Genomic DNA, 13,881 nt, shown 5'->3' on the forward strand with positions numbered 1-13,881 from the left:
ACATAGATACAATTTTAATATAGTACATAACTGAGATGATTAAGGAGTGTTATACTTGGCAGAATTATTACAAGGCAAAAATGCTTTAATTACAGGAGCAGGTAGAGGGATTGGTCGCGCTGTAGCGATCGCATTAGCGAAAGAAGGCGTAAATGTCGGTCTTTTAGCTCGTTCAGAAGAAAACTTAAAAGCTGTAGCGAAAGAAGTAGAAGCAGAAGGCGTAAAAGCTGTTATTGCGACTGCTGATGTTTCTTCATATGAAGAGGTGACTACTGCAATTGAAACGTTAAAAAACGGTTTAGGATCTATCGATATTTTAATTAATAACGCTGGTATTTCTAAATTCGGTAAGTTTTTAGAATTAGACGTTGCTGATTGGGAAAAAATCATTCAAGTAAACTTAATGGGTGTATACTATGCAACTCGCGCAGCTTTACCAAGCATGATTGAACAACAATCTGGTGATATTATTAATATTTCATCTACAGCAGGACAAAAAGGTGCACCTGTAACAAGTGCATATAGTGCTTCTAAATTTGGTGTTCTTGGCTTAACAGAATCGTTAGCGATGGAAGTTCGCAAACATAACATTCGTGTAACAGCTTTAACTCCAAGTACAGTAGCAACAGACATGGCTGTTGATTTAGGATTAACTGACGGAAATCCGGATAAAGTAATGCAAGCAGAAGATATTGCAGAGTTTATCGTAGCGCAGCTGAAATTAAATAAACGTACATTTATTAAATCAGCAGGACTTTGGTCTACTAATCCGTAAGGGATACATGTATAAACAAAAGAAGGGATATCTATTTTGTAATGAAGTAGATGTCCCTTCTTTATTTTTTGTATATAAGACGGAATTTTCGGTATAATCAAAAGTGGATAGTAGAAAAGCATTGAAAAATTGAAGGGATGGTATTTTCATGAGTATGATTGAGACATGGACGGCCGTTGATCAATATGTGAGTGATGTATTAATACCGAAAGATTCTACATTAGAAGAAGTTCTTCAAGTAAACGCTGCAGCTAATTTACCAGCACATGACGTATCGCCAACGCAAGGGAAGTTTTTGCAACTATTAGTTCAAATTCAAGGAGCTCGAAACATTTTGGAAATTGGTACTCTAGGTGGATATAGTACGATATGGCTTGCAAGAGGATTGTCATCGGGAGGCCGAGTTGTTACATTGGAAGCAAGTGAAAAGCATGCTGACATTGCGCGTAGCAATATTGAACGCGCTAATTTGAATGATAGAGTTGAAGTGCGAACAGGATTAGCTTTAGATTCTTTACAACAAATAGAAAATGAGAAGTATGAACCATTTGATTTTATCTTTATAGACGCTGATAAACAAAATAACCCTGCTTATTTTGAATGGGCACTGAAACTATCACGCCCTGGTACTGTAATTATTGGGGATAACGTAGTACGTGAAGGAGAAGTGATTGACAATACGAGTAATGACCCTCGCGTACAAGGGATACGTCGCTTCTATGAGCTAATAGCTGCTGAGCCACGTGTAAGTGCTACAGCGCTTCAAACAGTCGGAAGTAAAGGGTACGATGGATTTATAATGGCAGTCGTAAAAGAATAACGAAAGGAGATAAATAGAATGAAAAAGATGTTTGAAAAGTTATAACATGTATCGTATACAACGCAGTTAACTCGTGGACCTCCAACGTACTTCAAAATATAAGTTTATATTAAAAATTGGAGGTTAGGAATAGATGAGAACTGAAAAAGAAATGCTGGACTTAATTATAAATACAGCAAAAGAGGATGAAAGAATTCGAGCTGTCATCATGAATGGATCGCGTGTAAATCCAAATGTGAAAAGAGATTGTTTTCAAGACTACGATATTATATATGTTGTAAAAGATATACGCTCTTTTACGTCTAATCATAATTGGATTCATAGGTTTGGAGAAATAATGATTGTACAAATGCCAGAAGAAATGTCATTAGTTCCACCAAATGGAGACGGGAAGTTTCCGTATTTAATGCAGTTCATGGATGGAAATCGGATTGATTTAACATTAGTTCCGGTTGATTTAATAAAAAAGTTCGTTGGACAAGATAGCTTAAGTAAATTACTTCTCGATAAAGATAATTGTATGGAAGAATTCCCGCCAGCAAGCGATAAAGATTACTTAATAAAAAAGCCTACAGAAAAAGAGTTTTTAGGTTGCTGTAATGAATTTTGGTGGTGTAGTACGAATGTGGCAAAAGGATTATGGAGAGAAGAGCTTTCTTATGCGAAAGGAATGCTTGAAGGACCAGTACGAGATATGTTCATCGTAATGCTAGAATGGCATATTGGTATGAAAACAGACTTTACAGTTAATGCAGGGAAGTTTGGAAAGCATTTTGAGCAATATTTCGAAGGAGATATGTGGGAGCAATTTAAAAAGACATTTTCTAATGCAGAATATGAAAACATATGGGAATCATTCTTTGTCATGGGTGATTTATTTAGGGAAGTGGCGAATGAAATTGCTAGCGCTTATGGATATCAGTACCCGCAAGGTGATGATGACAGAGTGACGAGTTATTTAAAACATGTGAAAGCTTTGCCAAAAGATAGCACATCAATTTATTAACAATAGTAAGCAGTAAGACTGTCCAAATTACGGACAGTCTTATTTTTGTTTATGAATAAGAATTTCTCTAACAAAGTGTAGAGGAATCACATATGAAATTTTAGGGAGGTTTTTATTATGTATTATTTTTATTCGCCACAAATGTTTGCTCCATATCAATGGGGACTAGAACGAGATGTTCCGTATACCTATATGCCATATAACTTATTTTATTACGGAAATTATATAAGCACATTGCCATACACATATACCCCTCAAAGCTATGAAGTACAAATGAAAGCAGATGAACGTGGATCGTGGACACCATTTTCATGGGTCGAAAAATATGCGTACGCATTTTCAGGACCGTACAATAAAGCGGAAGTCGCACTTACATTTGATGATGGACCGGATTTAGAATTTACGCCGAAAATATTAGATAAGTTAAAACAACATAATGTAAAAGCGACTTTTTTCTTACTTGGTGAAAACGCAGAAAAGTTTCCGAATGTCGTAAAGCGTATTGCGAATGAAGGGCATGTAATTGGCAATCATACGTATAGTCATCCAAATTTAGCGAAAGTAAATGAGGTCGAGTACCGTAATCAAATTATAAAAACGGAAGAAATATTAAAACGTTTAGTCGGCTATGCTCCTAAATTTATACGCCCGCCGTATGGTGAAATACTTGAAAATCAATTGCATTGGGCAACTGAGCAAAACTTTATGATTGTACAGTGGAGTGTGGATACAGTTGATTGGAAAGGTGTAAGTGCTGATACGATTACAAATAATGTGTTAGGGAACTCATTTCCTGGTAGTATCATACTTCAACATTCAACTCCAGGTGGACGCCTGCAAGGATCTGTAGAGGCACTGGACCAAATCATTCCGCAGTTAAAAACGAAAGGGGCACGTTTTGTAACGCTGCCAAGCATGTTCCAAACATCGAAAGAGCGAAAGTGAATGTGTTGTAAAATTGGAAAAAACAGGATTGTGTCGTATAATGAAGCTGTAGGTTAGGAGGGGATATAATTGATGTATGCACTAATAAACATAGGAATGAGTATTTTAATAGGTATTATATTTATACTTGCGGCAATTGTCCTTCAAAAAAATCCACCGACCGATATTAATGCGGCATATGGTTATCGTACGAAACAATCTATGAAAAATAAAGAATTATGGGATGCAGGTAATAGGTATAGTGCAGAAGTGATGAAGCAAAACGGATTCATTATGATGTTAATTGGAAGTGTGATTAGTATACTGTTTAGATATCCACATACAATGATAGCGATTATGGTGATTATGCTGTTATTAATCATTCGTTTATTTATACAAGTAGAGAGTAGATTGAAAATACTTGAACAATAATGAAAAACTAGGACTCCTTGCAGTACGATGCTAGGAGTCCTAGTTTATTTATAGACTATTATTTTCTAGTAAGTCTTTTCCTTGTTCAACAACAAATTCATAGTATGCAAAATCATATGGATAAATATCATCAAAAGTTATCGTTAGCGGTGTATTGCTCAAAACAGAAGTAGCGGTAAAAGATGAAATCTCTCTTTTTAATAGCTGTAGAAAAGAAGTTGCATGTATTTTCATCACATCGTCTACTTCTTGACCCGGTGCGAATGGAAGTGGGTTAATGACATTGTGGAAATACATATGACAAAACTCGCGATCTGTAAGATTTGAAATTTCATAATCTATTGTAAAGATGCCCTTATATGCTAAATCAGTCGTTTGAAAAGAAAGCCCTAATTCTTCTTCAATTTCACGAAGACCACCACTTTGTACATCTTCATCATGCATAATATGTCCAGCGGAAGTAATATCCCAAATGTTCGGAGCTTCTTTTTTATTTTTAGAGCGTAATTGGAAATATAAAAACATATCTTCATCATCTTTTTCTACAAACCAACAATGAAATGTTTCGTGCCAATCACCGTCACGATGCACTTCATCACGTAATTTCTTCCCAAGTATATTTTTTTCAGTATCAAATATTGTTAACCACTCTGTCATTTAAATTCCCCTTTCTGCAAATTTTATTATACAATATTTGTAATGAATTTTGGGAAAATAAAGAAAAAAGGAGAGGGTATAAGTGGGTATAGAGAGGACGGAAATAAAATCGATTATTTCAACAGAGGAAGAATTACGGAAAATATTGGGACAACCAAGTGAGAGAGCGTTAAAGAAAGTTATTTCATCACTAGACCACCATTGTATAGATTTTCTATCCAAATCTCCTTTTCTAGTATTATCTACAGCAAATAAATTAGGAGAGTGTGATGCTTCACCGAGAGGAGATGCACCTGGATTTGTTTACGTATTAAACCATAATAAAATCATCATCCCAGAAAGACCAGGCAACCGCCGTATAGACTCTATTTTGAATATTATTTCAAATCCACGTGTAGGATTACTCTTTTTTATTCCAGGCCTTGGGGAGACACTCAGAATAAATGGCCGAGCGTATATAACAAACGACGAAGAAATTTTGCAAGAAATGCAGGCAAATGGACGCACTCCGCTACTTGGGATTGTTGTTGAAATAGAGGAATGCTACATTCATTGTGCAAAAGCTTTTATTCGTTCGAAAATGTGGGATCCAGAATCTTGGTTACATAAAGAAGAGTTACCTTCAGCAGTAAAAATGTTGTTGGAGCACGCGAAAGTAAATACTTCTGAAGAGGATGTTGCACATTCTTTAGAAGAAAGTTATACGAAAAGATTGTATTGAAAAATTTTATTGGTATAGTTTTTTGTGGGTATGTATGTGTTTTAGAATGGGATATTTATATGTGAACTGTTGATTTGAAAACTGGAGAAATAACAAAATAGGTAAATTGAGTGGCAGTTGCATAATGATATTGTGAAATATAATAAAAAAATTTCTTGAAAATAGTTAGTAAAAATAGGCTTGCTTTTTAAAAAGTTGATAACTATAATAAGTTAACAAATAGACATGAACGAAAAAGTAACGATAAGGACACGGAATCATTTTTACGGTTTACAGAGAGGGAAGTCAAGGGTGTGAGCTTCCTAACACGAGAAATGATTTTACCACCTTTGAACTTCAATAGTGAACGAGTAATCTAGTAATTATTGACGGAATCAGCCGTTATCTGAACTTGAGCAATCTAGAGAGAAATACGTCTAGATTGGAACAAGGGTGGAACCACGAAAACACATTCGTCCCTTTCCTAGGGATGAGTGTGTTTTTTATGGTTTTAGAGATTGAAAATTAAAAATAATTAAAAAATAGTATTGATTTTGTTTTTTATGCGAGTATAATGAGTTAACAAATAAACATGAACGAAAAGTAACGATAAGGACATGAAATCATTTTTACGGTTTACAGAGAGGGAAGTCAAGGGTGTGAGCTTCCTAACACGAGAAATGATTTTACCACCTTTGAACTTCAATAGTGAACGAGTAATCTAGTAATTATTGACGGAATCAGCCGTTATCTGAACTTGAGCAATCTAGAGAGAAATACGTCTAGATTGGAACAAGGGTGGAACCACGAAAACACATTCGTCCCTTTCCTAGGGATGAGTGTGTTTTTTTATTACTTTGAAAGGAGGTGCTGTAACATGAAACGATTTGTACGTACGGAAATAACCACCACCTGCATGATTGAAAAGCAGAGCAAGGTGATTGATACAGATAAAAAATAAAATTGTAGGAGGAGATTAGAAGATGAATAATGTTGTTAATGTAGGGGTGTTAGGATTAGGTACGGTCGGAAGTGGTGTTGTCCATATTTTGAAAGAACATTGTAAAAAAATTGCACTTGATACAGGGTATGAAGTGAAAGTGAAGACAGTTGTTGTACGTGATTTAGAAAAAGAACGTGATGTTTGTATTGATGGAATCGTAGTAACAAGTCATGTCGATGAAGTTCTAAATGATTCAAATATTGATATTGTAGTAGAGGTAATGGGCGGAATTGAAGAAGCGAAGCAGCATATTGTTAAGGCTTTACGAAATAAGAAACATGTCGTGACAGCAAATAAAGATTTAATGGCTGTATACGGTGCAGAACTTCTCCAGCTGGCGAACGATAATGATTGTGATTTATGTTATGAGGCAAGTGTAGCGGGCGGTATTCCGGTGTTAAGAGGGTTAACAGACGGATTAGCATCAGATCAAATTGAAAAAATAATGGGAATTGTAAATGGTACAACAAATTACATGTTAACAAAGATGAGTCAAAATGGATGGTCGTATGAAGAGGCTTTACAGGAAGCACAAAAATTAGGTTTCGCAGAATCAGATCCGACAGCGGATGTAGATGGGCTAGATGCGGCGAGAAAGGTAGCGATTCTTGCAAACTTAGGTTTTTCGATGAATGTTTCTTTAGATGATGTGCAAGTAAGAGGGATTCGAAAGGTCGAAAAAGAAGATTTACAAATGGCTGAAAAGTTAGGGTTTACAATGAAATTAATTGGTAAAGCAGAGAAACAAGGATCAGCCATTCATTTAAGTGTAGAACCGACTCTTTTACCTAGTCATCATCCATTATCGAATGTAAATAATGAATTTAATGCGGTATATGTTCACGGTCAAGCAGTAGGAGAAGTAATGTTTTACGGACCAGGAGCTGGGAAATTACCGACTGGTTCTGCTGTAGTAAGTGATATTATTTCAATCGTTAAAAATATGAATCAAGTTCAGAAAAATAAAAGTGCGTTAAAAGAACCAGAACCGTATGAATTACAAGGGGATGAAGAAGTCGTTTCGAAATATTTCTTACGTATTTCATTACGAGATGAACCTGGGATGTTGCAAAAAATAACAGAATGTTTCGTTAATTATTCCGTAAGTTTAAAAGAAGTGATTCAATTACCTTTAAATCGTGAACTTGCAGAAGTCGTTGTTGTAACACATCAAACTTCAAAGTATCAATTCGAACGAGTTTTAGGAGCGATAGAAGATGTCGCAAGTGAAATAAACAGTTACTACATTATTGAGGAGGAAAAACAATATGTATAAAGGATTATTAAAACAGTATGCTTCTTATTTACCGGTCAATGAAAATACACCTGATGTGAGCTTAATGGAAGGGAATACACCGCTTATTCCGTTATTAAATATATCAAAACAATTAGGAATTCAGTTATATGGTAAGTATGAAGGAGCGAATCCGACAGGTTCTTTTAAAGATCGTGGTATGGTAATGGCAGTTGCGAAGGCGAAAGAAGAAGGTTCAGAGGCTATTATTTGTGCATCGACAGGTAATACATCAGCATCGGCTGCCGCATACGCGGCACGTCTTGGAATGAAATGTATTATCGTAATCCCAGAAGGGAAAATTGCACATGGAAAATTAGCGCAAGCAGTTGCCTATGGTGCTGAAATTATTTCAATAGAAGGAAATTTTGATGATGCACTAAAGGCTGTAAGAAATATTGCTGCAGAAGAGCCAATCACATTAGTTAACTCGGTAAATCCTTATCGAATTGAAGGGCAAAAAACAGCAGCATTTGAAATTTGTGACCAATTGCAAAGTGCACCAGATGTTTTAGCGATTCCTGTTGGAAATGCTGGGAATATTACAGCGTACTGGAAGGGTTTCTGTGAATATGAGAAAGAAAAAGGATATAAGAAGCCAAGAATTCATGGATTTGAAGCGGAAGGAGCAGCTGCTATTGTAAAAGGGCATGTAATTGACGAGCCAGAAACAATTGCAACAGCGATACGCATCGGTAACCCAGCAAGTTGGTCATATGCAGTAGAGGCTGCTGAGCAGTCTCACGGTGAAATAGATATGGTATCAGATGAAGAAATTTTACATGCGTATAGATTATTAGCAAAATCGGAAGGGGTTTTCGCTGAGCCAGGATCGAATGCTTCATTAGCTGGCGTAATGAAACATGTTCAATCTGGAAAAATCAAAAAAGGAGAAACAGTTGTTGCAGTTTTAACTGGAAACGGCTTGAAAGATCCTGATATCGCAATTTCTTCTAATACATTAGATATTGCAAGTGTTTCAAATAATATAGAACAAATTAAAGAGCATATTAAAGGGGTGATTATGTCGTGATACCATTAAGTATTCGTGTTCCTGCTAGTACAGCGAATGTTGGACCTGGATTCGATTCAGTAGGAATAGCTTTGTCATTGTATTTGCATGTAGTAGTAAAAGAGAAATCTAATAAATGGCAAGTGATCCATTCTTTTGATGAGTCGATTCCGACAGACGATAAAAATTTAATCGTTAGTACGGCATGTAAAGTGAGTCCTTCTTTATCACCTTATATAATAGAAGTTACTAGTAATATCCCATTAACAAGAGGACTAGGAAGTAGTGCATCAGCAATTGTAGCTGGGATAGAGCTTGCGAATCAACTAGGTAACTTGAACTTAACGACTGATCAAAAAGTTCAAATTGCTACAAATTTTGAAGGTCATCCTGATAATGTTGCTGCTTCTATATTAGGAGGAACGGTAATCGGAGCACTTGATGGAAAGAATGTTTCGGTTGTAAGAATTGAAAGTAAGGAATTAGGCGTTATTTCTCTTATTCCAAATGAAGAGCTAAATACAGATGAAAGTCGATCTGTATTACCAGATGTATTCCCGTTTCATGAAGCTGTTAAGGCTAGTGCAATAAGTAATGTATTAGTAGCTGCTTTATGTCAAAAGAAATGGGAAGTTGTAGGCGAAATGATGGAAAGGGATCATTTTCACGAGCCATATCGTTTAGAGCTAGTACCGTTATTACCATCTATTCGTAAATGTGCAAAAGAATTCGGTGCATACGGTACAGCGCTTAGCGGTGCAGGACCATCTATTTTTATATTAACGCCTTATGAGAAACGTCAAGAAATTGCTGAGCAATTAGCGAGAGTATTTACGTCTATGAAAGTGTGTGAGCTAGAAATCGATCATACAGGAATTACTGTAAATAAAGAAGAACGTATAGAACTATAAAAAAGCTAGCATTGCTAGCTTTTTTTGTTGTAAATAGCTTTTCAGTTGGCATATAAAAGAAAAGTAATCATGTATAATTTAGTAAAGTGTGTATTCATTTGGAGGTGATCCTATGAAGCAAGAGTCACCAGAAGAAAAAAGAGAACGTATAAGGCAAAGTGAATTGAAAAATAATCCTACAGGTTCTTTAAAGGATGGATTAAACAGAGCTGAAACAGGTAGTCCAGTTGATATGGCAGGTGGTATGAATTGGAAAGGTACAGCGCTAGTAATTTTAGTGCTAGCTTTAGGCTATATTATATACACTTATTTCTTTAGTTAAGAAATAAGTGTTACAACTTAGAATGATTTGCCTTTATTCCGCGTTAACGGACAGTAAAACTCCCATCTCAAAATTCAGTTGGAGCAAAGAAGTTAGGTGGGAGATGAACTGTCCGTAAACGTCCGATTGGTGAGGGCTAATAATCAGTGGGGGATGAACAAAACCCCCACTGATTAAAGTTTCACTTTATTTTTAATACGCAAATAGAGCTAGTTTATGCTAGTTCTATTTTTTTGCCACATTCCTGTAACAAAGCCCCTGTATATTCGGTGGTGGAGGTGCAGAAGATGAAAAAAATGATAGCGATATGTCTTCTTACAACGATGTCATTTTCGACTTTAGTCGGGTGTGATGTAAAAGATAGCAATACTGTTCAAGAGTCTAAAATAAAGAAAGCAACGTATAAAGAATTTACTTATGATGTCAATCCAGAGACTTTCACGTTAACTGTAGAACATGATGGTGTAAAGGAACAGGCGTCACAGCCCTTGCCGAAAATGAAGGTGTCGAATGTAAAAAAAGATAAGGATCGTACATCTTGGGAATATCCAGATCAAAAAGTAAAAGTGAGTCTAGAGAAGAAAAAAGATCACTTAAATATTGAAGTAGAATCGACTGGTGCAGAAAGCTTTACTTGGCCGAAAGTACAAGCTGAAAATTATACACTTCCGTTATGGGAAGGGAAGCAAATTCCGAGTAATGATGAAAATTGGAAGAAGTTTTTAAAGGATGATGCATATTCATTTGCTGAATCATTTTCTATGAAGTTTTTTGCGTTAAATGGTTCTAAATATTCGATTGTATATATTGCGAACAATATGTTTAATAATGAATTGAAATTTCATTCGGATCCGAAAATAGGATTTGATTTTACACATGAATTTCCGCGTATAAATAAAAGTAAAACATATGGATTTCAATTATATGTGACAAATAATGATGCAGTCAGTATTGCTAAACTGTATAAGGATAATATTGCTGGAAAAGGTGAATTTAAAACATTAAAAGAAAAGGCTAGAAAAAATAAAGAGATAGAAAAGCTTTACGGTGCGGCTCATTTCTATTTTTGGAATCAAAATGGTTTGTCTGACAGTAATGTAAATTGGCCGAAGATAAGAGAGCAAATAAATAGTCCTGTATTTAGCCATATAAAAGAACTTATCCAAAAGAATAGTTCGGAGTCTGGGGAATTGAATGTATTAGATCAAGTAAGTAAACAAGATTTCATTGATAAGTATCAAAAAAATGTTATTTTACGTTATATAAACGAAGTGTTATCTATGAAAGAATTTTATAAAGAGGATATTTTTCAAAACGTTAATCAGGAAGCTAGTGTGCTATTAAAGAAAGGTGTAGGTCACTTAACGAATACAGAATTGTATAGCTTAAATAAGCATTTATTAAAGTCGCTACTTGGTGATGCGGTTGATGAGGTAAGTAAATGGGGTAATGCAGATGGAACGGACATACTAAAGGAAATGAAAGAGGCAGGAATAGAAAAAGCGTGGATTGGTCTGCCGAACTGGGAACAAGGATTTATGCAACCTAATTTCGTGACAAAAGCTAAGGAAATGGGGTATTTAGTTGGTCCGTATGACTCATATCATTCCATTCACGAAAAAAGTGATAAAAATTGGAACACAGCATCCTTTAATGACCCATCATTATACGAAGAGGCTACTGTAACGAAGAAAAATGGAGAAAAGGTGCAAGGGTTTTTAGGTAGAGGGCGAAAATTAAATCCAACTTTATCTCTTCCTAGTGTAAAAGAACGAATGAACGATATATTACAAAATGGACCTAAATATAATTCATGGTTTATTGATTGTGATGCAACAGGTGAAATTTATGATGACTATTCGGCTAAACATATAACGACACAAGAACAAGATTTAAAAGCAAGACTGCAACGAATGGATTATATTTCACAAGAAAAAGGTATGGTAGTGGGTTCTGAGGGTGGAAATGATTTTGCAAGTAGCACGATTGCATTTGCTCATGGTATTGAAACACCTGTAATTAAATGGGACGATGAAGATATGAGGAAAAACAAAACAAGTCCGTATTATGTAGGCGGATATTGGTCACCGAATCAAAATGTTCCAGAAAAATATGCAAAACAAGTACCGTTAAAAGAAGAGTATAAACAAGTGTATTTAAATCCTGTATATTCAGTACCGTTATATAAATTAGTATACAATGATTCTGTAATTACAACGCATCACTGGGAATGGGGAAGTTTGAAAGTAAAAGATGAGGTCGGAAACCGTATGCTATACGAATTATTGTATAACGTTCCTCCGTTGTACCATTTAGATGAAGTAGAGTGGAATAAGCATAAACAAGAAATTACGCAGCACCTGAAAGTTTGGAATGAAGTTCATGAAAAGGCAGTAAAAGAAGAAATGACGGACTTTGCATATTTGTCAGAAGATAAGTTAGTACAATTAGCTTCGTATGGAAAAAATATTAAAATTATTGTGAATTTCTCAAATGAAGAGATAGAAATACAAAGGACGAAAATAAAAGCAAAATCAGCTTTCATTAATAATCATGGGAAGAAAACAATGTATACACCGTTGGAGAAAAAATAATATGAAATGTACATTACTATATTCATACGGATTGTATTACTAATTTTGTTCTTTATTCTTGCTGCCCATTAAAGTCCGATTGGTGAGGGCTAATAATCAGTGGGGGATGAAGAAAACCCCCACTGATTAAAGTTTCACTTTATGGGGGAATTGAACGATTCGAAATGAATGAATTTATAAATCGGTAATTTTGGAAAATGCGAAATGCGAAATGTTAAATATTTGAAGTTGAAAAATAGTGACTTGCCAAAAATAAGCACGAGAGTATAATGTGAAATGGAGTACATATTGAATTTGCGCAGTAACATTACAAAATTGTAAGGTAATTGAAAGGAAATTCAATATGAAGGTTAATAGACTTGCATTATAATTGGGAAAGAGAAAGAGAGGCGAATGGATATGAGCTCTGAATTAGAACAAAATACGAGAAGCAGTAAAAAACGTTCTAAAAGAAAGTCAATAAAATGGTTCATTTTAATTCCGTTTTTCCTACTTATTTTTGGTGGAGTAGGATATGGATCGTTAATATATAATAAAGCAAAAGCAGTAGTAAGTGATGCATATGCACAAATTGATAAATCATCGAAGCGTGATAAAGAAGTGGAACCTTTAAAGGATAACATTTCAATTCTAATCATGGGTGTTGATGGTAGTGAAATGAGAAAAAGTCAATACGGAGAAGCTGTTCGTACAGATGCACTCTTATTAGCAACAATTAATAAAGATGATAAATCAGTTAAATTAGTAAGTATTCCGCGTGATTCACGTGTATATATTCCATCTAGAAAGAAATTAGATAAAATTACACATGCACACGTATTTGGTGGTGTTGAAAGTACACGCGATACAGTGGAAAGATTTTTAAATGTTCCCGTTGATTATTATGTGAAGTTTAACTTTGAATCATTCGTACAAATTGTCGATTCACTTGGTGGTATTGATATTGATGTACCAGTTACTTTCACAGAACAAGATAGTAAAGACCAAGCTGGTATGATCCATTTAGAAAAAGGGTATCAACATTTAAATGGAGAACAAGCACTTGCGCTTGCAAGAACGCGTAAAATTGACAGTGATGCAATGCGTGGTCAAAGACAACAACTTGTAATTGAAGCAATTGCTAAAAAAGCGATGTCTGTTCAATCTATCAGCAAAATGGGCTCTTTACTTGATGCGGTTGATAAAAATATGAAAACGAACTTAACTTTTGATGATATGCTTGCTATTACGAAAAATATGGCAGGATCTAATTTGGAAATGGAAAAAATGCAAGTGGAAGGTACGGATAAACGTATCGGAGGTATTTATTATTACATTCCAAATGAAAAAAATGTAAAAGATATTTCGAAAAAATTAAATGAACATTTAGGTGTAGCACCAAAGCCAGTTCGAAATGAATAATAAAAAAAGATTGGCCTTTGCCAATCTTTT

Annotated in this window: 13 protein-coding genes and 2 other annotated features; of the genes, 12 read left to right on the forward strand and 1 reads right to left on the reverse strand. The window is 35.1% G+C overall.

Annotated elements, in window-relative coordinates:
• Positions 1–55: 55 nt before the first annotated feature.
• The 5 genes from MR083_RS00525 to MR083_RS00545 all read left to right on the forward strand — a co-directional run bounded on the left by MR083_RS00525 (position 56) and on the right by MR083_RS00545 (position 3,957).
• The gene (locus MR083_RS00525; RefSeq protein WP_000818985.1) at positions 56–775 is read left to right on the forward strand and encodes a 3-ketoacyl-ACP reductase; all 720 of its coding nucleotides are present in this window, start codon (positions 56–58) and stop codon (positions 773–775) included.
• A gap of 148 nt (positions 776–923) precedes the next feature.
• Positions 924–1,595, forward strand: coding sequence for an O-methyltransferase (locus MR083_RS00530; RefSeq protein WP_000061725.1), 672 nt, complete (start codon positions 924–926; stop codon positions 1,593–1,595).
• Between the two features lie 133 nt (positions 1,596–1,728).
• Positions 1,729–2,601, forward strand: coding sequence for an aminoglycoside 6-adenylyltransferase (locus MR083_RS00535; protein ID WP_242268239.1), 873 nt, complete (start codon positions 1,729–1,731; stop codon positions 2,599–2,601).
• A 117-nt stretch (positions 2,602–2,718) separates the two neighbouring features.
• Positions 2,719–3,546 carry a peptidoglycan-N-acetylglucosamine deacetylase gene (locus tag MR083_RS00540; protein WP_000291219.1) on the forward strand — a complete coding sequence of 276 codons (828 nt, stop codon included), beginning with the start codon at positions 2,719–2,721 and terminating at the stop codon, positions 3,544–3,546.
• Positions 3,547–3,618: 72 nt separating this feature from the next.
• Positions 3,619–3,957 (forward strand): SdpI family protein, encoded by a 339-nt coding sequence (locus tag MR083_RS00545; protein ID WP_049112599.1) that lies wholly within the window; start codon positions 3,619–3,621, stop codon positions 3,955–3,957.
• Positions 3,958–4,005: 48 nt separating this feature from the next.
• Here MR083_RS00545 and MR083_RS00550 read toward each other — a convergent pair whose 3' ends face one another.
• Complete coding sequence (locus MR083_RS00550) at positions 4,006–4,614, reverse strand: NUDIX hydrolase (protein ID WP_242268240.1); 609 nt, start codon at positions 4,612–4,614, stop codon at positions 4,006–4,008.
• Between the two features lie 82 nt (positions 4,615–4,696).
• Between MR083_RS00550 and MR083_RS00555 the strand changes: the two genes are divergently transcribed.
• The 7 genes from MR083_RS00555 (at position 4,697) to MR083_RS00585 (ending at position 13,851) form a co-directional block, all read left to right on the forward strand.
• On the forward strand, positions 4,697–5,335 hold the full coding sequence (locus MR083_RS00555; protein ID WP_242268241.1) for a pyridoxamine 5'-phosphate oxidase family protein: 639 nt from the start codon (positions 4,697–4,699) through the stop codon (positions 5,333–5,335).
• A 231-nt stretch (positions 5,336–5,566) separates the two neighbouring features.
• Positions 5,567–5,798, forward strand: a binding site (T-box leader).
• Positions 5,799–5,911: 113 nt separating this feature from the next.
• Positions 5,912–6,143 (forward strand) — a binding site (T-box leader).
• Positions 6,144–6,297: 154 nt separating this feature from the next.
• A complete protein-coding gene (locus MR083_RS00560; protein ID WP_242268242.1) occupies positions 6,298–7,593 on the forward strand; it encodes a homoserine dehydrogenase in 1,296 nt (431 codons plus the stop codon).
• Positions 7,586–8,644 carry a threonine synthase gene (gene thrC / locus MR083_RS00565; RefSeq protein ID WP_000276440.1) on the forward strand — a complete coding sequence of 353 codons (1,059 nt, stop codon included), beginning with the start codon at positions 7,586–7,588 and terminating at the stop codon, positions 8,642–8,644. The genes MR083_RS00560 and thrC overlap by 8 nt, the downstream gene beginning before the upstream one ends.
• On the forward strand, positions 8,641–9,534 hold the full coding sequence (gene thrB, locus MR083_RS00570; protein ID WP_000612678.1) for a homoserine kinase: 894 nt from the start codon (positions 8,641–8,643) through the stop codon (positions 9,532–9,534). The genes thrC and thrB overlap by 4 nt, the downstream gene beginning before the upstream one ends.
• 112 nt (positions 9,535–9,646) lie before the next feature.
• Positions 9,647–9,856: a DUF6366 family protein gene (locus tag MR083_RS00575; protein ID WP_000808278.1), complete on the forward strand. Its 210-nt coding sequence runs from the start codon at positions 9,647–9,649 to the stop codon at positions 9,854–9,856.
• Between the two features lie 287 nt (positions 9,857–10,143).
• A complete protein-coding gene (locus MR083_RS00580) occupies positions 10,144–12,450 on the forward strand; it encodes a glycoside hydrolase (RefSeq protein WP_000738133.1) in 2,307 nt (768 codons plus the stop codon).
• 399 nt (positions 12,451–12,849) lie between these two features.
• Positions 12,850–13,851 carry an LCP family protein gene (locus MR083_RS00585; RefSeq protein ID WP_011040234.1) on the forward strand — a complete coding sequence of 334 codons (1,002 nt, stop codon included), beginning with the start codon at positions 12,850–12,852 and terminating at the stop codon, positions 13,849–13,851.
• Positions 13,852–13,881: the final 30 nt, after the last annotated feature.

The organism is Bacillus cereus group sp. BfR-BA-01408, from assembly GCF_022663305.1.
Classification (GTDB): domain Bacteria; phylum Bacillota; class Bacilli; order Bacillales; family Bacillaceae_G; genus Bacillus_A; species Bacillus_A pacificus.